This window comes from Croceicoccus sp. YJ47 (assembly GCF_016745095.1).
Classification (GTDB): domain Bacteria; phylum Pseudomonadota; class Alphaproteobacteria; order Sphingomonadales; family Sphingomonadaceae; genus Croceicoccus.
Window position 1 is genome coordinate 3,187,245 of sequence record NZ_CP067087.1, and the last position, 24,354, is coordinate 3,211,598.

The following is a 24,354-nucleotide window of genomic DNA, read 5'->3' on the forward strand; positions in this document are numbered from 1 at the left end:
TAGGCGGACGAATTTGTTCGAGTGATGGAGAATGCACGTGACCAGCCGCACCGGCGCCGAAACATTGATGGACAGCCTCGTCGCGCAGGGTGTCGAAGTGGTATTCGGCTATCCCGGCGGCGCGGTGCTTCCCATCTATGACGCGTTGTTCAACGATTCCCGCATCCGCCACATCCTCGTCCGCCACGAGGCTGGCGCCGCCCATGCGGCGGAGGGTTACGCGCGTTCCACCGGGAAACCGGGCGTCGTGCTCGTCACCTCCGGCCCCGGCGCGACCAATGCGGTGACGGGCATTGCGGACGCGTTCATGGATTCGATCCCCATGGTTGTCCTGTCGGGACAGGTCGCGACCGCGATGATCGGCACCGACGCGTTTCAGGAAGCCGATACCGTCGGCATCACCCGCCATTGCACCAAGCATAACTATCTGGTGAAGGATCCGGCCGATCTCGCCGCGACGGTGGAGGAAGCGTTCCAGATCGCGACCACGGGCCGCCCCGGCCCCGTTGTGATCGACATTCCCAAGGACGTTCAGGTCGCCGAACAGCCCGCCACCCGGTCCGAAGCCAAGACGCGCGAAGCCCATCGCCGCTACGTCCCGGCCTCACTCGGCGCGGACGACGCGATCGCCCGAGCGGTCGAGCTGTTGTCCGGCGCGCGCGCGCCCGTGCTTTACACCGGCGGCGGGGTCATCAATTCGGGGCCGGAGGCATCGCGGCTCCTGCGCGAATTGCAGGAGATGAGTGGCGCGCCCGTCACCTCCACGCTGATGGGCCTGGGCAGTTTCCCGGCGCAGCATCCGGCCTGGCTCGGCATGCTGGGCATGCATGGCACGTATGAAGCGAACATGACGATGAACCGCGCCGATCTCATCCTGTGCGTCGGCGCGCGTTTCGACGACCGCGTGACGGGCAAGATCGACGATTTCGCGCCCGATGCGACGAAGATCCACATCGACATCGACCGGTCCTCGATCAACAAGACGGTGGAGGTCGACCTCGCCATCGTGGGCGATTGCGCACGCGTCCTGGAACAGATCATCGACCGATGGCGCGATACCGGCAAGACGTCGCAGGATCTGTCCGAATGGTATGCCCGGATCGAGGGGTGGCGGGCGCGTCATTCGCTGGAATATCCCAAATCGGACAGCGAGATCATGCCGCAGCACGCGATCGAGCGCCTGTTCGAGCTGACCCGCGACCGCGACCCGATCATCAGCACCGAGGTCGGTCAGCATCAGATGTGGGCCGCGCAGCATTTCCATTTCTTCGAGCCCAACAAATGGCTGACCAGTGGCGGGCTCGGCACGATGGGCTACGGCCTGCCCGCCGCCATCGGGGCGCAGATCGGCCATCCCGATGCGCTGGTCATCGACATCGCGGGCGAAGCATCGATCCAGATGAACATTCAGGAGATGGGAACGGCGAGCCAGTATCGCCTCCCCGTCAAGGTGTTCGTGCTCAACAATGAATTCATGGGCATGGTCCGGCAATGGCAGGAGCTGACCTACGAAAGCCGCTATTCCAACAGCTATTCGGAATCGCTGCCCGATTTCGTGAAGCTCGCCGAGGCTTACGGCTGGAAGGGGATCCTGATCGACGACCCGGCCGAGCTCGACGCCGGGATCGAGGCGATGATCGCGCATGACGGTCCCGTCATCGTCGATTGCCGCGTCGCGAAGCTTGCCAATTGCCTGCCGATGTTCCGTTCGGGCGCGGCGCACACCGACATGCTGCTCTACGGGGACGAAGCCCCCGCCGCAGTCACCGAAGAAGCGAGGGCCGCGGTATGACCGATCTCGACACCCGTCCGTCCGAACGCCACGTTCTCGCCATCACGGTCGACAATGAAAGCGGCATCCTCGCCAAGATCGCCGGGCTTTTCACCGCGCGCGGCTATAATATCGACAGCCTGACCGTGGCCGATATTTCCGAGGATCACGAGATCAGCCGCATCACCATCGTCACCCATGGCCCGCCCAAGGTGATCGACCAGATCCATGCGCAGCTGGGCCGGCTCATCCCCGTGCACAAGGTCGACGACCTCACCGAGCTTGGCCCGCATGTCGAACGCGAGCTTGCGCTCGTGAAGGTGGCGGGCAAGGGCGACAACCGGGTCGAGGCGCTCCGCCTTGCCGATGTGTTCCGTGCCAAGGTCGTCGATTCCACGACCGAGAGCTTCATCTTCGAGATTACCGGCGCACCGGAAAAGATCGACAGCTTCGTCGCATTGATGCGCGGGCTGGGCCTGGTCGAGGTGGGGCGCACCGGCATCGTCGGCATGATGCGCGGCATCGACTGACCCTTTTTCGATAACACCCGAACGACGGCGCCTGCGGGCGCGACGCGAACCAACAACAGCAAGGAACCAGTAGTGAAAGTCTATTACGACGCCGATTGCGACACCAATCTGATCGCGGACAAGAAGATCGCGATCGTCGGCTATGGAAGCCAGGGCCACGCCCATGCGCAGAACCTGCGCGATTCGGGTGTGAAGGACGTCGCCATCGCCCTTCGCGAAGGGTCCGCCACGCGCAAAAAGGCCGAGGACGCCGGCTTCAAGGTGATGAACAATTCCGAGGCTGCCGCATGGGCCGACATCGTGATGATCCTCGCCCCGGACGAACACCAGGCCGCGATCTGGAACGACGACCTCGCCGGCCACATGAAGGCGGGTGCGGCGCTGGCCTTCGCCCACGGTCTGAACGTGCATTTCGGCCTGATCGAACCGCCCAAGGACATCGACGTCATCATGATCGCGCCCAAGGGCCCCGGCCACACCGTGCGCAGCGAATACAAGCGCGGCGGCGGCGTGCCCTGCCTCATCGCGGTGCATCAGGACGCGACCGGCAACGCGCATGACGTGGCGCTCGCCTACGCAAGCGGCGTCGGCGGCGGCCGTTCGGGCATTATCGAGACCAATTTCCGCGAGGAATGCGAAACCGACCTGTTCGGCGAGCAGGCCGTGCTGTGCGGCGGGATCACCCATCTGATCCAGGCCGGCTTCGAAACGCTGGTCGAGGCGGGTTATGCGCCCGAAATGGCCTATTTCGAATGCCTCCACGAAACGAAGCTGATCGTCGATCTGCTTTACGAAGGCGGCATCGCCAACATGCGCTACTCGATCAGCAACACCGCCGAATATGGCGACATCGTCACCGGCCCGCGCATCATCACGGATGAGACGAAAGCGGAAATGAAGCGCGTTCTCGACGATATTCAGTCGGGCCGTTTCGTGAAGAACTTCGTCCTCGACAACCGCGCCGGGCAGCCCGAGCTGAAAGCGTCGCGCAAGCGGGCTGAGGCGCATCCCATTGAAAAGACCGGAGCACAATTGCGCGCGATGATGCCGTGGATCGGCGCGAACAAGCTGGTCGACAAGGACAAGAACTGATCCCCTCGCCTCACCGGCACGATAACGAAACCCCCGTACGGCCCCGCGCCGTGCGGGGATTTTCGTTCGGGTTTCGGGCCGGATGACTTGCGAATGAATGGCAACACGGCCATCGTGCCGCAACGCAACACACGAAGGGACCTCACATCATGCGTCTTGCCTATCTCGCCCCGCTCGCCGCGCTTACCGCCGCGCTCGCCGTGCCCGCCATCGCCGACCATCACGAGGAGCCGCAGCTCCCCGGCGTCGCCGATGTCAGCCGCGTCACCGCCGGCACCTACGCGACCGATCCGTCGCACACCATCGTCGGCTGGACCGTCAACCATTTCGGCTTCAACGATTATTTCGGCATGTTCGGCGATGCGGAGGGCACGCTCACGATCGATCCCGCCAACCCGACCGCCGCCGAGGTCGAGATCAGCATTCCGATCACCAGCCTCGCCGTGGTGAGCGAGGGGCTGCGCGACCACATGCTCCGCCCGGGACAGGATGGCGCAGAGCCCGATTTCTTCGGCCCCAATCCCGGCATGGCGGTGTTCCGTTCCACCTCCGTCACGATGGGCAACACCCCGACCGAGGCGATGATCACCGGCAACCTCACGATGAACGGTCACACCAATCCGGTCGTGATCGCAGCCGAATTCACCGGCGCCGGCGCCAACCCGATGAGCAAGGCGGAGACCATCGGCTTCGAAGGGCGCGCGACGATCCTGCGTTCGCAATTCGGGATCGACACCGCGCTGCCGGTCGTCTCCGACGAGGTCGTGCTCGACATTTCGGCCGCATTCGAAAAGCAGTAAGACGCTGCGCGCCCCTGCCTCGGTGAGACGGGGGCCGGCCTTCGCGCAACGATTGTTTCGCTGCGCCGCAGATGCCGCGCAACAAATGGCGTGCAATCGCCACGATCCATCCTGTTTTCGGTCTGGACAATCCGGTGCCGCGTGCCCATAGGGGGTCGGTGATGAACGGCATCCGGACCTTTGCGGCCATCGGCCTGCTCCTGCGACTTACGCGCCCTCGGGCGTGACATTCGCGTTGCCCGCGGGCGGCGTGCATCGCCCGGGGGAACGACACGAACCATCGCCGCAGTCCGGCGCCGCCGATCCGGCGCCATCGCAGTAGAGATTTCCCATGCCCATGCTTTCCGACCCTTCGGCCAAATATCGCCGGTTCCCGCCTGTCGCGCTCAACGATCGGACCTGGCCCTCCGCCGTCATCGAACAGCCGCCCCGCTGGCTTTCGACCGATATGCGCGACGGCAATCAGTCGCTCATCGATCCGATGGACAGCGTGAAGAAGAACCGGTTCTTCGACTTGCTGCTGTCCGTCGGATTGAAGGAGATCGAGATCGGCTTTCCCGCTGCCGGTGCGACCGAATTCGACTTCATACAGGGTCTGGTCCGAAATGGACGCATCCCTGACGATGTGCTGGTGCAGGTGCTGACGCAGTCGCGCGAGGATCTCATTCGCACCAGTTTCGAAAGCCTGGCCTACGCGCGCGCCGCCATCGTGCACCTGTACAATGCCGTGTCGCCCGCGTGGCGCGACATCGTGTTCCGCATGACGAAGGACGAAGTGCGCGACATCGCCGTCACCGGTGCGAAGATCATGCGCGACGAAGCGGGCAAGCGGCCCGATACCGACTGGCATTTCCAATATTCGCCCGAGACGTTCTCGACCGCCGAACTCGATTTCAGCATCGCCTGCTGCGAAGCGGTCATGGACATCCTGCAACCGACGCCGGAGCGGCCGCTCATCCTCAACCTCCCCGCCACGGTGGAGGCCTCGACGCCGAACATCTACGCCGACCAGATCGAGTATTTCTGCCGCAATATTCCCCGCCGCGACAGCGTCGTCGTCAGCCTGCACACCCATAACGACCGCGGCACCGGGGTCGCGGCGGCGGAGCTGGGTCTGATGGCGGGTGCGGACCGGATCGAAGGCTGTCTGTTTGGCAATGGCGAGCGGACGGGCAATTGCTGTCTCGTGACGATGGCGCTCAACATGTACACGCAGGGCGTCGATCCCGGCCTCGATTTTTCGGACATCGATGCGGTCATCGAGACGGTCGAATATTGCAACCAGATCCCCGTGCATCAACGCCATCCCTATGGCGGGGAGCTCGTCTTCACCGCCTTTTCCGGCAGCCATCAGGACGCGATCAAGAAAGGGTTCGAGGCGCACGAGCGTCAGAACGACGAAACCTGGCGCGTGCCGTACCTGCCGATCGACCCCGCCGATCTGGGCCGCAATTACGAGGCGGTCATCCGCGTCAATTCGCAGAGCGGCAAGGGCGGTTTCGCCTGGGTGCTCGAACAGGATCGCGGACTCAAACTGCCCAAGCGGATGCAGGCGCATTTTTCGAAAGCGGTGCAAAGGCTCGCCGACGAAAAGAAACAGGAAGTCACGGCGCAGGATATCTGGGACGCGTTCCGCAGCGAATATCACCTGTCGCGCCCGCGCCATTTCCACCTTGTCGATTACGAGGAATCGCGCGCGGCGGACGGCACGCGTACCTTTGCCGGAACCATCGCCGTCGCGGGCAAGGAGCGCAGCGTTTCGGGCCGGGGCAACGGCCTCATATCCTCGGTCGTGGCGACGTTGCGCGAAAGCTTCGACGTCACGCTCGAAGTGCTCGATTACAGCGAGCACGCCCTGTCGAAGGGGTCGGATGCCCGCGCGGCCGCCTATGTCGAGTGCATGACAAAGGACGGGCGAACGATCTGGGGCGTCGGCATTGACGAGGATGTCGCGACCGCAAGCGTGCGCGCCATTCTCAGCGCCGGGAATTCCGCCGTTTCGGCCTAGCCGACCTTTCCGCATACGGGGATGGTCGCGATGCCGCGGTCCGGATCCTCGTATGCGGTAACGCTCCACAGCTGCTCGGCCATGGCGTCGAGCGTGCCGAAATCGATCCCGTGGCCAATCGGATCGCGCCGGTTCAGCGTGAGCGGGGAGTTCCCCTCGCGCGACAGGCGCCGGCGCAAGGCTTTTGAAGGAGCCGCAGCCGGCCCGCCGCCTCGCAATCGGCGAAAGCGGGTCTCGACTGCCCCCTCGCCCATGACGATTCGATGGCTCCGACCCGTTCGCCGACCGCATCGCTATACTCGCGGTGCGGACCGCGGTGGAGCGGCAGGTTTTCCTTTGCCGCGATGGTTTCGGTCGCGGGAAGCAGGACGCCGTTGAAATGGAAATCGTCGAAGGATACGCCATGTCTACGCATTGCCGTCCAGAACGGCGCGAGCGAAGAAATAGCCGACAATTGCCGCGGGAGCAGATGGTGTTTCTGCCACCCGGGTTTGAACCCCGGGTCGGACGGACGATTGACGCGTCCAAATGAAATCCCCTTCCGGCAATCTGGAGCTGGCTGCGACCACTGCTCATATCCCAAGATAGTCTCCTGCTTCTGCGATACGCAAAGGCTTATCTTAACCGGATATTATCGCAATAAGTAAACAATGTTATAATCTCGCCTCGGCTGAACGCGAAATTTTCCCATGCCATCGATTTCGACCCCCGATTCATCCTCCGAGAGTCCGTCGCGGATGATGTGATCGATGAAACGCGTCGCCACCTTTGCCTGTTGCGCATGACTCATGCCCGGCGCCGGCGCCACGGCAACCTCCCACCCGGTGAGCGCGCGCACCCCCACGCTTTGCATGACGCCGTTTTCATCGAGGTGGAGCGCCGTCAGGCCGAGCGCCGGAAACGCCCCCCCGTCGAGCCAGCTTTGCGCGACACTGCGGAAATAGCCGACGCCCATCGCCGTGCGCGCCCGTGCCCACCCCACGGCGAGGCATCCCGTGGTGTCGGAAATGCGCAAGGCCGCAGCGACCTGGTCGCGCAGTCCGTTCAATCCTTCGTATTCGGAGCGCAGCAGAAAGCAGACCGCATTCGACAAGGTCGCGCCGTCGACCCCGAACAGGTAGCGCGGATGCACGCATTCGCTCTGCCCGATGGACACCGGCGACAACAGGCCCGCCACCGCGGGGGGCAGCGAAGAGATGTCGGTCCTGTCTCGGTCGAAGAAGATCATGAGTCCGTTTTCGTTGATCGTTTCAATCTCCGGTGACGAGCGCGCCTTCCGATCAGACATGGTTATAACCTTTGTTGCGAATTATCGTCGCTAACGACATACCCGCCCTCAGGTCGAGATTAGTTTACATACATGTCCATAATGGTTCAGATTTTGCGCAATCGCCCCTCTTCGCAGATCAGAAAATGCCCATCCGCACCCCCTCGGCCATGGCGGCGCCGAGCTCTTCGCATCGCGCGACCTCTTCCGGGGCGATTGTTTTGGGCGCGAGGATCGACGCCGCATCCTGCGCATCGCAATTCACGATGAGCGGGTCGGCCACACGCTTCAGCCGCCAGCCAGCCACGATGCGGTCGATCTGCCGCGTGGCGCCCTCCCCGTCGGATCCCGCCGAAATCGCGGTGGCATAGGCACGCCCCTCGATCCGGCCGAGCACGGGATAATAGCACCTGTCGAAAAACTCTTTCATCATGCCCGACATGGTGGCGAGATTTTCCGGGCACGCAAAAAGATACGCCTTCGCTTTCAGCACGTCGTCCGGTTGCGCATCGCGCGCCCGGACGATCCGCGCCTCGCCGTCCGCGCCCTTCGACGCGGCGTCGGCCATCGCCTCGGCCGCGCCGGTGCGGCTGTGCCAGACGATCAGCAATGGCGCATCCGGGTTCATGGTCATCTGCGCATCACCTTGGGTCATCGAAAGGGCGCCCGCGCGACGCCGGTGGCAGAACAATAATTTATCCCGTCCGGGCATAGCACGATTTCGCTCGCACCGGCATTGCTGTAATCCCATGGCATGGCAATACTTACCAATGGTTACGTGTGCGGCGTCGAACATTCGCTTTCCGGCCGGGCATGGCGGTGGCGCGGGGGCAATGTCGATTGCGCCGCCGCGGACGAGGCAGGCTCTGCGGAACTGGTGACACAGCTGCTGTTGTCGCGGGGCGTGTCGGTGGAGGATATGGACCGCCACCGTTCGCCGACGATGCGCGGGTTCCTTCCCGATCCGTCGATCTTCGCCGACATGGAAAACGCGGCGGACCGGCTGGCGCAGGCGGTGCTCGCACGCGAGGCGATGACGATCTACGGCGATTACGACGTCGATGGCGCGACCAGCGCGGCGCTGATGATCCGGGTGCTACGGATGCTCGGCGCCGATCCGGGCCATTACATCCCCGATCGCCTGCTCGAAGGATACGGCCCGTCGGGAGAGGCGCTGGTCCGGCTCGGCGAGCAGGGCAGCAGCCTTGTCGTCACCGTCGATTGCGGCGCCATGGCGTATGAGGCGCTGGACATGGCGCACGATGCGGGCGTCGATGTCATCGTCGTCGATCACCACAAATGCAGCAGCGTCCTGCCCCGTGCCGCCGCGCTGGTGAACCCGAACCGGCTCGACGAATGCGACGAGGCGGCGGCGCACGGGCACCTCGCCGCGGTCGGGGTCGCGTTCCTCCTCTCGGTCGCGCTGGTGCGTAAACTGCGTGCGCGCGGCTATTTCGCCGACCGCGCGGAGCCCGATCTCATGGCGCTGCTCGACCTCGTGGCGCTGGGCACGGTGGCCGATGTGGCGGCGCTGCACGGGTTGAACCGCGCCTTCGTGGCGCAGGGGCTGAAGATCATGGCGCGGCGGCAGAATGTCGGACTGTCGGCGCTCATCGACGCGAGCCGGTTGAAACGTGCGCCGGTGTGCAGCGATCTCGGCTTCGCGCTCGGCCCGCGGATCAATGCCGCGGGCCGCATCGGCGAATCCACGCTGGGCGTGCGCCTGCTGACCACCGAAGACCCGGAGGAGGCCGCCGAGATCGCCGACCGGCTCGACGCGCTGAACGAGGAGCGGCGCGGGGTCGAGGCCGAGGTGCAGGAGGCCGCGGAGCAGCAGCTCGCCGCGCAGCATAATCGCGCCGTGGTCGTGATCGCGGGGCATGGCTGGCATCCCGGCGTGATCGGGATCGTCGCGGGCCGCATCAAGGAGAAGGCGGGCCGGCCCGCGCTCATCATCGCGATGCAGGACGGCGACGACGGCGCGTTGATCGGCAAGGGTTCGGGGCGGTCGATCCCGGGCGTCGATATCGGCGCCGCGGTCATCGCCGCGCGCGATGCGGGGCTTGTCATGCAGGGCGGCGGCCATGCGATGGCGGCGGGGCTGACCATCGCGGCGGAGAAGCTGGACGCGTTCCGGGATTTCCTCGACGAGCGGCTGTCCCGCGACGTGGAGCGCGCGCGCACCTCGCTGACGACGACGATCGACCTCTCGCTCGCACCGGGCGGATTGCAGCCCGCGCTTGTCGATACGCTCGAGAGCGCGGGCCCTTACGGCGTGGGCTGGCCCTCTCCGCGGGTCGCGGTCGGGCCGGTAAGGCTGGTGAAGGCCGATGTGGTCGGCAACGGCCACGTACGCATCATCGCGGCGGGACAGGACGGCGCACGCTTCAAGGGCATCGCCTTTCGCGCCGAGGAAACCGAACTCGGGCAGGCCCTGCTTCACGGCTCTGCCGGCCGCAGGGTCTGGCTCGCCGGGCGGGCGAAAATCGACGATTGGGGCCGGGTTCCTGCGGTCGAATTGCATGTCGAGGACGCCGCCTGGGCGGGTTAGAAAAGAAAATTGCGTTTCCTCGCAATTCACCCTTGACCGTGCGGCTCATCCTTCGTAATTGCGCGGCCTGCACCGGACGTGGCCCCTTCGTCTAGCGGTTAGGACGCGGCCCTTTCACGGCTGAAACACGGGTTCGATTCCCGTAGGGGTCACCACCGGTGCACAGATATTCCCGACCCCTCGCGGCCCTGCCGCCGGTCGGCAAGGCCCCTTCGTCTAGCGGTTAGGACGCGGCCCTCTCACGGCTGAAACACGGGTTCGATTCCCGTAGGGGTCACCACTGCGGCGCACCGCGTCGGACCATCACGCTGCCCACCGCTAGACCTTGCATCGCGGCATACGCGGTTGTAGCGAGAAACGCGTGCTCAAATCGCTTTTTAAGCTGAACCCGGATATTGATCGGATCCCGCTGGCTCGCCGCTTTGCGCAGGACAGCCGCGTACAGATCCGCAACGTGCTTACCGACGAAAGTGCGCGCGAAATTCGCCACGTGCTCCAATCGGCGACCCCCTGGGGTCTCGCCTGGCAGGCAGGGAACCACGGACCGAACCTGATGCGTGCGGACCAAGTGCGCGATCCAGAGCATCGCGGCCGTCTGCAGACCATGATGGAAAGCACGCACAAGGCCGCTGCGAGCAGGGGGGAGGATTACGCTTTCCGCTTTGGCAGCTATCCCATGCTCGACGCCTATCGCGAAAAATGGGCCGAGGGAAGTGCGCAGGACATCCTGCTAGAACATCTTAATACCCAGGAATATCTTGGACTTCTCCGCGATGTAACCGGCATCGACGCGTTGAAGAAGGCGGACGCGCAGGCGACGCTTTACGGACCAAACCATTTCCTTGCCACGCACGACGACAGCCACGTGGCCGAAGGGTGGCGCGTTGCCTATGTCCTCAATTTCGCGGATGCCGACTGGCGCCCGGAATGGGGGGGGTATCTGAACTTTCACGCCGAGGATGGAGACATCGTCGCGGGATGGAAGCCGCGCTTCAACGCGCTGAATCTCTTCCTCGTACCACAACGTCACGCGGTGTCTTATGTCCCCCCCTTCGCGCCTGCCGGGCGTTTCGCGATCACGGGATGGGCACGCGACCGGTGAAGGCCGCGGATCTGGCCAACCTTCGGGAACAGGCTCTAGCGGCCGAACGGGCCGGGGACCGCGACACCGCGATGCAGAGGATGGCCCATGCGGTGGAATTGGCGGGCGACCACGCCGCGCTTTTGAATAGTGCGGGCGGGTTGGCGCTCCGGCTCGACCGGCGCGAAAATGCGCTCGCATGGTATCGCAAGGCCTTTCGACTGGTGCCGGATTCCATCGAATATGCCACCAATTTCGCCATCGCGCTTCATCGCTTCGGCCATCATGACGAAGCGCTGGCGACGCTTTCCGGTTTCGAGTTCAGTGCGCAACGCGATGCGCGCTATTTTGCGACGCGGGGCCATGTCGAACGCGCGCTTTCCCTCCTCGACGATGCGGCGAAAAGCTATGACGGGGCATTGTCATTACAGCCGGATCATGCGCGAGCGATGCACGGACGGGCGCGTATCGCGCTCGAACGGGCGGATGACGATGTGGTCGCGCGATACGAAGCGGCGCTACGCTTGAATTCAAACGACCCGGAACTCTTGCTCGGATATGCGCAGGCTCTCGAAATTACCGGCCGGAATGACGATGCGCTCGCCCTCTCGGAGCGATTGAACGCAGCCGCTCCGCGATGGACCGATGCGCTTTCCCAAACGGCGCAATTGCGTCTTGCGCGCGGCGATGACAATTTTACAGCGCCTTATTATGAGGCGGCACTCCGTGCGCCGGACGATGCTGCGATACGACTGGAATGGGCGCGGCAATTGGCAGGGCTCGACCGTTTTTCCGAGGCAGCGGATGTCGCGGCAAACGCACGACGTGCTTTTCCCGACGACCCGCGCTTTGCCTTGCTGGAGGCGGTTCACGCCGGCGAGGCGGGCGACGATGCGCGCGCGGGTGCAATTTTTGCCGAGTTGTCAGGGCGAAGTGCCACGCGCGACCTCCACGAAGCGCGGCACTGGATACGACTGGGCGATCAGGAACAGGCAGAAGCCCTGCTGCTGCGCGTTCTGGACGAACGTCCATTCGATATCGGCGCATGGGCGCTTCGTTCGATTTGCTGGCGTCTGTCGGGGGATAGCCGGCTGGAATGGCTGCATGGCCAGGACACGCTGGTGCAGCGACTTCCCCTTCCCCTCGAACCGCAATCGCTGCGGACGGTATGCGCAGTTCTCCATGCGCTTCACGAACGGTCCTCCCTGCCGCTCGGCCAATCGGTGCGGGGCGGTAGCCAGACGCGCGGGCGGCTTTTCGCCCGCTCGACGCCTGAGATCCAAAGGCTTCATCGCGCCGTCATGGGGGCGCTGGATTCCTATCGCGCGGCGCTGCCCGATCGCGATGACCGGCACCCCCTGCTCCGATTTCGCGACACGCCTTGGCGAACCGATGGATCCTGGTCAGTCCGTCTGAATTCCTCTGGCTTTCATGCGGCGCATATTCATCCGAAAGGATGCGTGTCCTCGGCGATCCATCTGGAGCTGCCCGATACGGACGGGATGGATCGCGCCGGATGGCTTGAACTTGGAAGACCGCCGCGCGATCTCCGGCTGAACCTGCCGCCCGAGCGGATGGTCGAACCACGGCGCGCCCATCTCGTTCTCTTCCCCAGCACGCTCTATCACGGCACGCGTCCTTTTGAAGGCGGCCGGCGTATGACCGTGGCCTTCGACGTCGTGCCCCGCGGAACGAAACTCGGGCTCGCTTTCCGGCGTTTCAAGCCTGCAATGAAAAAGGGCGGCGGCACCTGAGTGCCACCGCCCTTTCCATTCGATCGGATCTGATCCGGTGAGATCAGAATTCCGCCTTGAACGAGACGAAGAAGTCCCGGCCCAGAACGTCATAGACGGTCGGGTAGGTATTCGCCTGCTGCTGCGAATCGCCGGTCAGACGGGGCTGCTGGTCGAGAAGGTTGTTCACGCCGAAGGTGATGACCTTGTTTTCCAGAACCTCGAACGAGGTGGCGAGATCGAGGTAGAAGGTTTCCTTCAGACGCGGAATGGCGAGCGATGCCGCATCCACGCCGTCACGCAGCTGATCGTCCTCGGCTTCACCGACATAGCGGCCACGCAGGCTGATCGTTGCAGGACCATCGGAAAGCGTCACGCGGCTCGAGAACTTGTACTCGGGCTGAAGCGTGCCGCAGGTCGAGCCGTAGTAGCCCGCGCACTGCTCGGTCTGATCGGGGAGATCCGACACCGGGGTGAAGGTGTTCTCGTCCGTCCAAGTGCCGAGGAAGTAGAACGACAGGTCGCTCTCACCTGCGCCGAACATGCTGAAGCCGACCGGCGTCGCGTAGCTGACTTCGAGGTCGACGCCCGAGGTGGTCAGTTCCGAGATGTTGGCATTCAGAATCTCGACGAAGTTGATGCTGCCATCGTCGAAACGGTTGATGGCCTGGCAATACTCGCTCGAGACGTCCTGCACCGTGTTGTAGCACAGCGACAGAGCGTTGTTCAGACCGCCGCCCAAGGTCGAGATCAGGTTCTCGACCTTGATGTCGAAATAGTCGACGGTGATGGCGAGACGCGGGATGAAGGAGGGCTGCAGCACGACACCGGCGGTGAACGTATCGGCAGTTTCTTCTTCGAGGTTCGGGTTGCCGCCGAACTGGCCTTCGATCTGCGAGTTCAGCTGAACCGCATCGGTGAAGACCGCATCGGCAGGCACGCCCGTCGCGATGCAGAGATCACGCACCGCGTCGCTCTGGTTCGTGCTACGGCTCGAGCACGGGTCGGTAGCGGGCGGGAAGCCCTGCGACGCACCGCCGAACAATTCGTCGACGTTGGGCGCACGGACGGCACGCTGATACTGACCACGCAGGGTGATGTCGCGGATCGGCGCAAGCGTAACGCCGCCGGCATAGGTCCACACGCCGCCCACTGCGCCGAGCGAGTAGTCCGAATAACGCACAGCACCGGTCAGCTCGAGACGGTCGATGAAACCACCGTTGATCAGCGGAACGTAAAGTTCGCCAAAGAGCTCCTTCACGTCATAGCTGCCTTCGGTCGGCAGACCGGCGTTGAAGCCCGTCACGTCGCCCGATGCAAGGAAGGTGTCGGGAATGTATTCCGACGAAACCTTACGATATTCAGCACCGAAGGCCACACCCAGCGGGCCGCCCTGAAGCTCGAAAAGCTCGCCATTGATGGTGGCGTTGGCAACCTGCAGCGACGAGATTTCGGTGTTCTGCGCACCGATGCGGATGAAGTCCGCCGCTTCGTCCGAAATCGTGTTCAGGCCGAAGATGTTGAGCGGCACACAGCCGTTCGCCGGATTGGTGCAGACGAGATTGCCGTCCTCGTCGAACTCGGTCCGCAGAGCCTGGGTAAAGCGGCTGATCGACGCATTGCCCGACTGGATCTGCGAATTGCGGGTCCGCGAATACATGTAATAGGCGTCATAGCCCCATGCCGGCGAGAATTCGCCACGCAGGCCGCCCAGAACGCGGAACGCGTTACGGTCGTCGTTCGAGTTACGCGAGCCAAGTTCCAGAAGGCGGCGACGCACCTGCGAGCTGACGAAACCGTCACCATCGGTGTCGAGCGCGGCCAGCTGGTTCTGAACCGACTGATCGAAGAACGGGCTGTCTACGTCGAGGTCGACAGTCAGGAACGCCGGCGTCGGAGCCAGTTCCTGCGGCACGTTCGAATTGACATAGGACAGTTCGGTGTACGCGGTCATGCCATCGGCGATGTCATAGTGACCGTAGCCGCCAAGCATGTAACGTTCCTGCGGAAGCTGCAGGTAGTTGAACGGAGCGTAGTTGAACGGCGAATAATCGACGAGCGTGCCGCCGCTGTTCGCGAACTGCGCACCCAGAACGTCGACATAGGTCGAGGGAACGCCCGACGAACCGCCGGCAACCGGACCGATCACGCCGCCCTGGCCGACGCAGGTCTGACCTGCGGACGAGCTAAACGGAACACGGTCGCTGCTGATGCCGGTGTCGCCATCGATGGACCCGGGAACGATACAACCGTCGACGGCTGCAAAGCGCGAGAATGCACGCTGATCCTGGAAGATTTCCTTGCGGCGGTTGTACGAACCCCACACGGTGACGTTACCGCGACCGTCGGCAAGGTCGGAACCGAGTGCGATGTCGATGTTGTAGCGGTGGCCATCCCCACGCTCGGTGATCGAGCTCTGCCCGCCGAGCAGGATGCCGTCGAGATCGTCACGCAGCTTGAAGTTGACGACGCCAGCCAGCGCGTCCGAACCGTAAACGGCCGAAGCACCGCCGGTCACGACATCGACGTTCTGAATCAGGAACTGCGGGATGGTGTTGAGGTCGACGATTTGCGAGGTATCGTAGAACATCCAGCGGCGGCCGTTGACCAGCACCATCGTGCGGGTTTCGCCCAGACCGCGAAGGTTCAGCGTCGCGGCGCCATTGCCCGGGTTGTTCGAGTTGCCGTTGAGGCCGGGAACGACCTGCGGAAGCGCGTTGATGACGGATTCGACGTTGACCGAGCCCGAAAGTTCGAACTCTTCCTCGTTGACGACGGCGACGGGGGCCGCAGTCTCGAGGTTGCGGCGCGCGATGCGCGAACCGGTCACGACGATCGGCTGACCGACCTGCTCGTCATAGGAATTGGACGGCGAGCCGACGCCGGGCTCGTCCATGTCTGCCTGCGCGAACGCCGGGCTGGCGACGGCCAGTAGCGACGTCGCGCCGACCAGAGCGGCAGCGCGGAGGCTGCTGCTCGCCTTCAGCATGGAATTGGTCTTGAATTTCACGATGGAAAATCCCCTAAATGTAGTCCTCAGCCGCCGATAATCGGGAGCTAATGAATCTCCTGCCCAGCGGGTCGACGATTTCCGCCCCTTCCCGGCCAAGATTGCCGTATCTATTGCGTCGCAGCGCATAGGGAAACAAGGCACCTTTGACGCAGCTGCAACAATTCTTAAGTATCTGTTGCAATCAAATCACACTCCATTTCGCTCGATCGTTTTAGACTGGCAGATCATCCCTTCCCTAGATGCATTTTCGGGAATTGGAGATAGTATCGTCTCCGCTCCCTCCCTAAAGCGGGCGTGGCATCCGTCACGGGTGCCGCGACATCTCGGCCGGTACGCGCGCCTCGCTGCTCTGTGCGGGAAATGAACAAGCTACGAGGCCAGGTTCGAATTCATGCAACACCGCCCCCTGCCTTTGCCGGGTCTGATGCTCGCCTTCGTCGGCGGGATCGCGATCATGGTCCTTGCCGGTGATTTCTGGCTCGGTCTGGCCGTGCTCACCATATGGGCGGCCTCGCTGTTCCTTACCCCGCGGGAAAGCGATGCGCAGGCGCCGCCCCCGCCCAATGCCCTGTTTCAGACCGACCGGCTGCGCGATTTCCTCGAACCGCTGGGCCTGCCCTATCTCGTGATCGAGGGCGGACGCATCATCCTTGCCAATGCCGCCGCGCGCGAGGTGCTGGGCGCCCATATCGTGCAACAGGACGCCCGCGTCGCGCTTCGCCATCCCGAGGCGGTACGCCTGCTCGACCGCGAGGGCGGCGGACAGGCGATCGTGCGCGGGCTCACCGGTTCGCGCAGCATATGGCACGTGTCGCTGCTTCCCATCGACGCTACCTCCACGATGGTCGAACTGGTCAACCGCACGGCGGAGGCGGACATCAGCCGCGCCCACACCGATTTCGTCGCCAACGCCAGCCACGAGCTGCGCACCCCCCTCGCCTCCATCATCGGCTATGCCGAAACCCTGATCGAGGCGGAGGGCGGCGCGCGCATCGGGCCGGAGACCAGCCTTCGTTTCCACCGCACCATCCTGCGCGAAAGCAAAAGATTGCAGGCGCTCGTCGAGGATCTGATGTCGCTTTCCCGGATCGAGGCGGAAAAGCACGAATTGCCGCCCGCCATCTTCGATCTCGGCGACATGGCGCGCACGGTCGCGTCAGGCATTGCCGCCCTCCATGGCGAACATCGTATCCGGCTCGAGGATACAGACGCGCCGCTGCCCGTGCGCGGCGACCGGCAACAGGTCGACCAGCTCTTGCGCAATCTCGTCGACAACGGGCTGAAATACGGGGCGGAGGACGCGCCGGTGACGATTGCGCTGTCCCGTCTCGACAGCGATCAGGCCGAAATGGTGGTGACCGATCGCGGTCCGGGCATCGCGGCGGAACACCTGCCGCACCTGACCCGGCGTTTCTATCGCACCGACCCTGGCCGCAGCCGGGCCGTGGGCGGCACGGGGCTCGGCCTTGCGATCGTCAAACATATCGTCGAACGCCACCGTGGCCGGCTCGACATCCGCAGCCGTCTGGGCGAAGGGACCGCGATTACGGTCCGCCTTCCGTTACAGGGCGATGATGCCCCCGATCGTCACCCTGCGTAAACCTTCGCGCTACGCCCCTTGCGCGCCCGCGGTTGAGTCACTGTCATAAAGCTGTCATGGGGACCGCGCATGGCGCGTCACGGCTGTAACAAAACGCGCGAAAATGTCCGGTGTTCCGGCCTTTGAAAATTGCATGCAAGGAATCGAATCGATGACGAATATCCTGTTCAAGAGCCTGCCCGTCCTGCTGGGCACGGTCGCGCTTGCCGCATGCGGCGGGGCGCAGTCTTCCTCGCGGGAGCAGATCAAGGCTGTTGGATCGTCCACCGTGTATCCGTTTGCAAAGGCGGCAGCCGAGGAATTCGCCCGCAGCTATCCGCAATATCCCTCGCCGATCATCGAATCGACCGGCACGGGCGGCGGCATCAACCTGTTCTGCGCCGGCGTCGGCGTCGCGCACCCGGACATCGCGAATGCGTCGCGCCGGATGAAGGCGTCCGAATTCGAAACCTGCCAGAACAATGGCGTGACCGATATCGTAGAACTCGAAGTCGGCATGGACGGCATCGCCATCGCATCGGCCGCGGACGGGCTGAAACTCGACCTCACCCCGCGCGAATTCTACCAGGCGATCGCGGCCCGTCCGTTCGGTGAGGAAAATACCGCGCAGAACTGGAACGACATCAACCCCGCCTTCCCGAATCAGCCGATCCTGGTCTACGGCCCGCCGCCGTCGTCCGGCACGCGCGATGCGCTCGCCGAGCTGATCATGACTGCCGGGTGCAAGACCGACGACGCGACCGCCGCGCTCAAGGACAGCAACGAGGAAGAATACGAAGCCGTCTGCACCGAGGTCCGCAAGGACGGCAAGTTCGTCGAGCAGGGCGAGAACGACAATCTCATCGTGCAGAAGCTCGTCGCCAATCCGCAGGCCGTCGGCGTCTTCGGCTACAGCTTCCTCGAAGAAAACGCACAGCGCCTGCATGGACAGCCGCTCGGCGGGGTCGAGCCGACTTACGAAAACATCGCCAGCAACGCCTATCCCGGCGCGCGCCCGCTGTACCTCTATGTCAAGAAACAGCACATGGACGCGGTTCCGGGGCTCAAGGAATATATCCAGACCTGGATCGAGAACTGGGGCCGTGACGGCATGCTGACCGGGCGGGGCATGATCGCATCGTCGGATGCGGTGCAGGCGCGGACCGCCGATGCGGCGAAGAACCTCACGCCGATCGATGCCTCGGTTCTGAAATAATACGGATATAGACCCGCCGTCATGTCTCCAGCCATCTTCGTCCTTCTCGCTCTCGGCCTGGGTCTGGTCGGGTGGCTGGCGGCGCGCTCGCGCGCCTGGGCCATGGCCGCGTCCACGCCTGGTCGGCTGCATTCGCTGCCGTCGTATCATGCGTGGTACGTGGGCCTGTGGGTCTTCGTCCCCGCCGTCCTGTTCGCGACCGTATGGGCCATCATCAGCCCGCAGCTCGTGATGCAGGCCGTCACCTCGCATCCGGCGGCGGGCGCGCTGCCCGAATTCGGCATGACCCGCGACAGCATCATCGCGGAGGCCATGGCCGTCGCGCGCGGCAATGCACAGGGCGTGTTCAACCCGCTGGCGCAGCCGCTGGTCGAGCCGGCCCGCGACGCGCTGACCCGCTATGGCATCATCGGGGTCGTGGTGACGCTGCTCATCGCCTTTGTGGCGGGCGTGTGGTCGTTCCTGCGGGTGAAGCCCGACTTTACCGCCCGCACCCGGGTGGAGCGTACGGTGATGCTGGCGCTGCTGCTGGCCTCGCTGGTCGCGATTTTGACGACGCTGGGCATTCTGGTCTCGCTCTTGTTCGAAACCGTCCGGTTTTTCGGCATGGTGTCGCCGATCGATTTTCTCTTCGGCACGCAATGGTCGCCCAATCCGATGGGCGATCCCGCCTATACCGCGGGCGAGGATTACGGCGCGCTCCCGCTGTTCTGGGGCACGATCTATATCGGTGCGATCATCGCCATGCTCGTCGCGATCCCGCTCGGCCTGTTCAGCGCGATTTACCTCACCCAATATGCGAACGACCGCCTGCGCCGGGTGATGAAGCCGATGCTGGAAATCCTCGCCGGCGTACCGACGGTGGTCTATGGCTATTTCGCGGCGTTGACCGTGGCGCCGGTCATTCGCGACTGGGCCCGCGCGATCGGCATTTCCAATGCCAGCAGCGAGAGCGCGATTGCCGCCGGCCTCGTCATGGGCGTGATGATCATCCCGTTCGTATCCTCGATGGCGGACGATTCCATCGCCGCCGTGCCCTCCTCGATGCGCGATGGCAGCCTGGCGATGGGCGCAACGAAATCGGAAACCATTCGCAAGGTGCTGATCCCCGCGGCGCTTCCGGGCATCGTGGCGGGCGTGATGCTCGCCGTCAGCCGGGCGATTGGCGAAACGATGATCGTCGTCATGGCCGCCGGCGCCGCCGCGAACCTCACTGGCAATCCGTTCGAAAGCATGACCACCGTCACCTATCAGATCGTCGCCATGCTGACGGGCGAGGGAAGTTTCGACCATCCCGCGACGCTGTCGGCCTTTGCACTGGGCATGGTGTTGTTCACCGTGACCCTCATCCTCAATTTCATCGCGCTGCGCGTGGTGAAACGTTACCGCGAAGCGTATGAGTGAGCCTGCCATGAGCGAGACCACCACCAGCGTCGATGCACAGCGCGAGGCGCGCAATGCCCGCATCGCGGCGCGGCTCAAAAAACGCTATGCCGCGGAAAAGCGGTTCAAATATCTGGCCATGGGTTCGGTGATCTTCTCCGCGCTCGTGCTGGCGTTCCTGCTTTTCGTGATGACCTCGAACGGGATCGCCGGGTTTGCGCGCGCAGAAATGCGGGTGCCGGTCGATTTTTCCGGCGCGGGACTGACCATCGACGAAATGCGGCTTTCGCAGCCGGGCGCGCAGTCCGCGCTGGAATCCGCAGGGCTTGCCGACATCCTGCAATTCTCCGCGACCGAAGCCTATGGACAGGACGCGGCGGACGAACTCGATGCCGCGGCATGGCGCAACCTCGCCGATCAGCTGATCGCAGACCCCGCGATGCTCCGCGGGGAGCAGACCGTGTCCGTGCCCGTGAGCGAGGATCTCGCCTCCGGCCTGCGCGGCGAAGGCACACCGCAGATGCGCGCGCTCGCCGACCAGCTCGCGGCCTAGGGCGCGCTTTATCGCGCGGTCGACTGGGGCTTCCTGTCCCGCGCCGATGCCACCAATTCGCAGCAGGCGGGCATCTGGGGCGCGCTCAAGGGGTCGCTGCTCACCATGGTGGTGACGCTGGCGCTCGCCTTTCCCATCGGCGTGCTGTCGGCGCTTTACCTCGAGGAATACGCCCCGCGGAACAAATGGACCGATATTATCGAGGTGTCGATCAACAATCTCGCCGCGGTGCCGTCCATCATCTTCGGCCTGCTCGGCCTCGCCGTGTTCCTGGCGATCTTTCCAAACTATCGTTCGGCCCCGCTCATTGGCGGCATGACGCTGGCCTTGATGACGATGCCGGTCATCGTGATTTCCGACCGCAACGCGATCAAGGCCGTGCCCCCGTCGATTCGCGACGGCGCGCTCGCCATCGGCGCGTCAAAGGTGCAGGTGGTGTTTCACCATGTGCTCCCCCTCGCCCTGCCCGGCATTCTGACCGGCACGATCATCGGCATGGCCCGCGCTCTGGGCGAAACGGCGCCGCTGCTCATGATCGGGATGCGCGCGTTCGTCGCGACGCCGCCGGATGGCTTTACTTCGCCGTCCAGCGTATTGCCGGTGCAGATTTTCCTGTGGTCCGACGAAATCAATCGCGGTTTCGTCGAACGGACCTCGGCGGCGATCATCGTGCTGCTCGTTTTCCTGCTATTGATGAACGGGCTGGCCATCTATCTGCGCAATCGCTTCGAAAGGCGCTGGTGAGTGTTGAAAATGACGGATCAGAATCTCGACGAAACGCATGGTGAGGACGCGGACAATCCCTTCGCCGATGCCGGCCCTGCGAAAATGTCGGCGCGCAACGTGTCGGTCTATTATGGCGAGAAGAAAGCGATCGATAACGTGTCGATCGACATTCACACCCGCTATGTCACGGCGTTCATCGGGCCGTCGGGCTGCGGGAAGTCTACCTTCTTGCGCAGCCTCAACCGCATGAACGACACCATCGCGGCGGCGCGCGTGGACGGGGAAATCCTCCTCGACGGGGAGGATATATACCGGTCGAAAATGGACGTGGTGCAATTGCGCGCCCGCGTCGGCATGGTGTTTCAAAAGCCCAACCCGTTCCCGAAATCCATCTATGAAAACATCGCCTATGGCCCGCGCATCCATGGCCTGGCGTCCGGCAAGACCGAGATGGACGAGATCGTCGAACGCTCGCTTCAACGCGCAGGGCTGTGGGAAGAGGTGAAGGACAGGCTGACCGATTCGGGCACCGCGCTTTCGGGCGGGCAGCAACAGCGGCTTTGCATTGCCCGCGCCATCGCGGTCGATCCCGAGGTGATTCTCATGGACGAGCCGTGTTCCGCGCTGGACCCCATCGCCACGGCCCGGATCGAGGAGCTGATCGACGATCTTCGCGGCAATTATGCCATCGTCATCGTCACCCACTCGATGCAGCAGGCCGCACGCGTATCCCAGCGCACAGCCTTTTTTCACCTTGGCAATCTAGTCGAATACGACAAGACAAGCGCGATATTCACCAATCCCCGTGAAGAGCGGACAAAGGATTACATTACCGGACGGTACGGTTGACGATGGAACACACGGTCAAGGCTTTCGAAGAGGACATCACCCGGCTGCGCGGCCTGATCGCGGAGATGGGCGGCCTGTCCGAGCTGTCGGTACAGGAAGCATTGGATGCGATGGTCAACGGCGACGAGGATCTCGCCGAAAAGGTCGTGAAGCGCGACAAGGAGATCGACGCGCTCGAAACCGAGGTGGACCGGCTCGCCGTGCGCATCATCGCCCTGCGCGCGCCCATGGCGGATGATTTACGCGAGGTGATTGCCGCGCTGAAGATCGCCGGCGTCGTCGAACGCATCGGCGATTATGCGAAGAACATCGCGAAACGCGTCGGCAAGATCGAGGGGCGCCGCCATTTCGAACCGCTCACCCTGCTGCCCGCGATGGGCGAGGTCGCGACCGAAATGGTGCATGACGTGCTCACCGCCTATGCCGCGCGCGACCCCGTCCTTGCCCGCGAGGTCATCGCCATGGATGAAAAGGTCGATGCGTTCTACGACAGCATCTTCCGCAATCTCGTCACGCACATGGTCGAAAACCCCGCCACGATCAGCAGCGCGGCCCAGTTGCTGTTCGTGGCGCGCAATATCGAACGTGTCGGCGACCATGCGACCAATGTCGCCGAAATGGTGCACTTTGCGGCGACGGGCGATTACCCGCCCGACGAGGATCGCCGTTAAATCGCGGTCGCAATTGTCATAAGGCGGTAACGTTGCGCGTGTGAGACTGTGGCCGGTTTCGCGAATACAGGAGTTTCAGACGTGCCCTCCCCCCGCCTTCTCCTCGTCGAGGACGATCTGTCGCTCGCCGAATTGCTGCAATACCGGTTCGAGGCCGAAGGCTACAAGGTCATCTCCACCCCCGATGGCGACGAGGCGTTGCTCCTGGCCGAGGAACAGGCCCCCGATCTCGTCATTCTCGACTGGATGGTGGAGGGGACGAGCGGGATCGAGATCTGCCGCCGCCTGCGCCGGGGCAAGGGCACGGCGCATGTACCGATCGTCATGCTGACCGCGCGCGATGCGGAGGAGGACCGGATTCGCGGTCTCGAAACCGGCGCGGACGATTATCTGACCAAGCCGTTTTCCCCGCGTGAGCTCATTGCGCGCGTCGGTGCGGTGCTGCGGCGGGTGCGGCCCGCGCTGGCCGGTGAAATGCTGGAGGTTGGCGACATCCGGCTCGACGCGACGAGCCATCGGGCCACGCGGCGGGGGCAATCACTGCAACTGGGACCGACGGAGTTTCGCCTGCTGAAATTCTTCATGGAGCATCCCGGGCGGGTGTTTTCGCGCGTGCAATTGCTCGACGCCGTATGGGGCACCGGGAGCGACATCGAATTGCGCACGGTCGATGTGCATATTCGCCGCCTGCGCAAGGGGCTGACCATCGAGAACAGCACCGATCCGGTCCGCACGGTGCGTTCGGCCTACTATGCGTTCGAGGCGGTCTGACCTACCGGCAGAACGAGCCGAAACCGCGCGGCGACTGGTCAAGATGGAAATGATCGGCGTGCAGCGCATTGTAATCGGGCGATAAGACCGTCCCGAACGCGTCGCACGCCCCGTCCCGCACCGCGAAGAGGAACGTGCCCTCGGCATCGGGCGTGCCCGCGCCGGTCCACCAGTCGCGCTGCACCGATATGCGGCGTCCGTCGGTCAGCACGAATGCGGCGATGTCGATGGCATTGCCCGTGGCGTGCTCGCTCCACCGGCCGGTGTCGGCGCCATTCACCCGGCGGCAGCTATAGGTGCCGAGCTGCTCGATCCGGGCGACGCGGCTGTTCAACAATTCCTCCGCCATGGGCTGCACGCTTTTATCCAGCCACCATGCCATTGCCGCCTGCACCGCGCAGGTCGTTTCCGGACGCGCCGGCGCAAAGGCAAGGCCGCGTTCCGGCGCCGGGACAACGCGCAGCCGGTCGTCGCGCCGACATGCCCCCTCACCCACCGGGTCGAGATCGTCGAACGCGATCTCCGCCTGTTCGAGCGCGCCGCGGCACTGCGCCGGATCGGTGCGCAGCGCGGCCAGCTTGCGCGATGTCGCCATCCCTTCCGGCCCGTTCAAGGCGAGGGGCGCGCGCGGATCGTGCTCCGGATGGGCCGCAATCCATCCATTCGCGGCCAGCGCCAGTGCGGCAAGGATCATGGCACCGATGAACACACGGTCCATGCGGAACAGCGAACGGGCGGGCAGGCGCGAAAAGACATCCAT

Annotated in this window: 20 protein-coding genes, 2 tRNA genes and 1 pseudogene; 17 read left to right on the plus strand and 6 right to left on the minus strand. The window is 63.9% G+C overall.

What is annotated here, in order from left to right; translation table 11 throughout:
- The first annotated feature begins 31 nt into the window (after positions 1-31).
- From ilvB to leuA, 5 genes are all read left to right on the plus strand, one after another.
- Positions 32-1,792 carry a biosynthetic-type acetolactate synthase large subunit gene (gene ilvB / locus JD971_RS15570; protein ID WP_202084826.1) on the plus strand — a complete coding sequence of 587 codons (1,761 nt, stop codon included), beginning with the start codon at positions 32-34 and terminating at the stop codon, positions 1,790-1,792.
- Positions 1,789-2,301: an acetolactate synthase small subunit gene (gene ilvN, locus JD971_RS15575; RefSeq protein ID WP_202084828.1), complete on the plus strand. Its 513-nt coding sequence runs from the start codon at positions 1,789-1,791 to the stop codon at positions 2,299-2,301. Before ilvB ends, ilvN begins: the two co-directional genes overlap by 4 nt.
- 72 nt (positions 2,302-2,373) lie before the next feature.
- A complete protein-coding gene (gene ilvC, locus JD971_RS15580; RefSeq protein ID WP_202084831.1) occupies positions 2,374-3,393 on the plus strand; it encodes a ketol-acid reductoisomerase in 1,020 nt (339 codons plus the stop codon).
- 149 nt (positions 3,394-3,542) lie between these two features.
- Positions 3,543-4,193 carry a YceI family protein gene (locus JD971_RS15585; RefSeq protein WP_202084833.1) on the plus strand — a complete coding sequence of 217 codons (651 nt, stop codon included), beginning with the start codon at positions 3,543-3,545 and terminating at the stop codon, positions 4,191-4,193.
- Between the two features lie 331 nt (positions 4,194-4,524).
- The gene (gene leuA / locus JD971_RS15590) at positions 4,525-6,201 is read left to right on the plus strand and encodes a 2-isopropylmalate synthase (protein ID WP_202084835.1); all 1,677 of its coding nucleotides are present in this window, start codon (positions 4,525-4,527) and stop codon (positions 6,199-6,201) included.
- Here the strand turns inward: leuA and JD971_RS16695 are convergent.
- The 4 genes from JD971_RS16695 to JD971_RS15605 form a co-directional block, all read right to left on the minus strand.
- Positions 6,198-6,380: a hypothetical protein gene (locus JD971_RS16695; RefSeq protein ID WP_236672143.1), complete on the minus strand. Its 183-nt coding sequence runs from the start codon at positions 6,378-6,380 to the stop codon at positions 6,198-6,200. The two genes, leuA and JD971_RS16695, sit on opposite strands and share 4 nt — an antisense overlap.
- Entirely contained in the window at positions 6,335-6,784 is a 450-nt protein-coding gene (locus JD971_RS15595; protein WP_236672144.1) for an AHH domain-containing protein, read from the minus strand. The genes JD971_RS16695 and JD971_RS15595 overlap by 46 nt, the downstream gene beginning before the upstream one ends.
- Positions 6,785-6,832: 48 nt before the next feature.
- On the minus strand, positions 6,833-7,489 hold the full coding sequence (locus JD971_RS15600) for a hypothetical protein (RefSeq protein WP_202084837.1): 657 nt from the start codon (positions 7,487-7,489) through the stop codon (positions 6,833-6,835).
- Between the two features lie 118 nt (positions 7,490-7,607).
- Positions 7,608-8,096, minus strand: a complete 489-nt coding sequence (locus JD971_RS15605; RefSeq protein ID WP_202087770.1) for a flavodoxin family protein — start codon at positions 8,094-8,096, stop codon at positions 7,608-7,610.
- A gap of 126 nt (positions 8,097-8,222) precedes the next feature.
- Here JD971_RS15605 and recJ point away from each other — a divergent pair, with 126 nt between their 5' ends.
- The 5 genes from recJ (at position 8,223) to JD971_RS15630 (ending at position 12,854) form a co-directional block, all read left to right on the plus strand.
- Positions 8,223-10,019, plus strand: a complete 1,797-nt coding sequence (gene recJ, locus JD971_RS15610; protein ID WP_202084839.1) for a single-stranded-DNA-specific exonuclease RecJ — start codon at positions 8,223-8,225, stop codon at positions 10,017-10,019.
- An 80-nt stretch (positions 10,020-10,099) separates the two neighbouring features.
- A tRNA-Glu gene (locus JD971_RS15615) sits at positions 10,100-10,174 on the plus strand.
- A gap of 50 nt (positions 10,175-10,224) precedes the next feature.
- Positions 10,225-10,299 (plus strand) — tRNA-Glu (locus JD971_RS15620).
- An 81-nt stretch (positions 10,300-10,380) separates the two neighbouring features.
- Positions 10,381-11,121, plus strand: coding sequence for a 2OG-Fe(II) oxygenase family protein (locus tag JD971_RS15625; RefSeq protein WP_202084841.1), 741 nt, complete (start codon positions 10,381-10,383; stop codon positions 11,119-11,121).
- Positions 11,103-12,854: a putative 2OG-Fe(II) oxygenase gene (locus JD971_RS15630; protein WP_202084843.1), complete on the plus strand. Its 1,752-nt coding sequence runs from the start codon at positions 11,103-11,105 to the stop codon at positions 12,852-12,854. The genes JD971_RS15625 and JD971_RS15630 overlap by 19 nt, the downstream gene beginning before the upstream one ends.
- A gap of 43 nt (positions 12,855-12,897) precedes the next feature.
- Here JD971_RS15630 and JD971_RS15635 read toward each other — a convergent pair whose 3' ends face one another.
- Positions 12,898-15,843 carry a TonB-dependent receptor domain-containing protein gene (locus tag JD971_RS15635; RefSeq protein ID WP_236672145.1) on the minus strand — a complete coding sequence of 982 codons (2,946 nt, stop codon included), beginning with the start codon at positions 15,841-15,843 and terminating at the stop codon, positions 12,898-12,900.
- A gap of 394 nt (positions 15,844-16,237) precedes the next feature.
- Between JD971_RS15635 and JD971_RS15640 the strand changes: the two genes are divergently transcribed.
- From JD971_RS15640 to phoB, 7 genes and pseudogenes are all read left to right on the plus strand, one after another.
- Positions 16,238-17,446, plus strand: coding sequence for a cell wall metabolism sensor histidine kinase WalK (locus JD971_RS15640; protein ID WP_202084845.1), 1,209 nt, complete (start codon positions 16,238-16,240; stop codon positions 17,444-17,446).
- A 151-nt stretch (positions 17,447-17,597) separates the two neighbouring features.
- The gene (locus JD971_RS15645; protein ID WP_202084847.1) at positions 17,598-18,641 is read left to right on the plus strand and encodes a substrate-binding domain-containing protein; all 1,044 of its coding nucleotides are present in this window, start codon (positions 17,598-17,600) and stop codon (positions 18,639-18,641) included.
- Positions 18,642-18,662: 21 nt separating this feature from the next.
- Positions 18,663-20,045, plus strand: coding sequence for a phosphate ABC transporter permease subunit PstC (gene pstC / locus JD971_RS15650; RefSeq protein WP_202084849.1), 1,383 nt, complete (start codon positions 18,663-18,665; stop codon positions 20,043-20,045).
- 7 nt (positions 20,046-20,052) lie between these two features.
- Positions 20,053-21,321, plus strand: a pseudogene (pstA, locus tag JD971_RS15655) (phosphate ABC transporter permease PstA).
- An 84-nt stretch (positions 21,322-21,405) separates the two neighbouring features.
- Positions 21,406-22,152, plus strand: a complete 747-nt coding sequence (gene pstB, locus JD971_RS15660) for a phosphate ABC transporter ATP-binding protein PstB (RefSeq protein WP_236672405.1) — start codon at positions 21,406-21,408, stop codon at positions 22,150-22,152.
- A complete protein-coding gene (phoU, locus tag JD971_RS15665) occupies positions 22,149-22,823 on the plus strand; it encodes a phosphate signaling complex protein PhoU (RefSeq protein WP_202084852.1) in 675 nt (224 codons plus the stop codon). Before pstB ends, phoU begins: the two co-directional genes overlap by 4 nt.
- An 81-nt stretch (positions 22,824-22,904) precedes the next feature.
- On the plus strand, positions 22,905-23,594 hold the full coding sequence (gene phoB / locus JD971_RS15670; protein WP_202084853.1) for a phosphate regulon transcriptional regulator PhoB: 690 nt from the start codon (positions 22,905-22,907) through the stop codon (positions 23,592-23,594).
- A 1-nt stretch (position 23,595) separates the two neighbouring features.
- Here phoB and JD971_RS15675 read toward each other — a convergent pair whose 3' ends face one another.
- Positions 23,596-24,354 carry an extensin family protein gene (locus JD971_RS15675; protein ID WP_202084854.1) on the minus strand — a complete coding sequence of 253 codons (759 nt, stop codon included), beginning with the start codon at positions 24,352-24,354 and terminating at the stop codon, positions 23,596-23,598.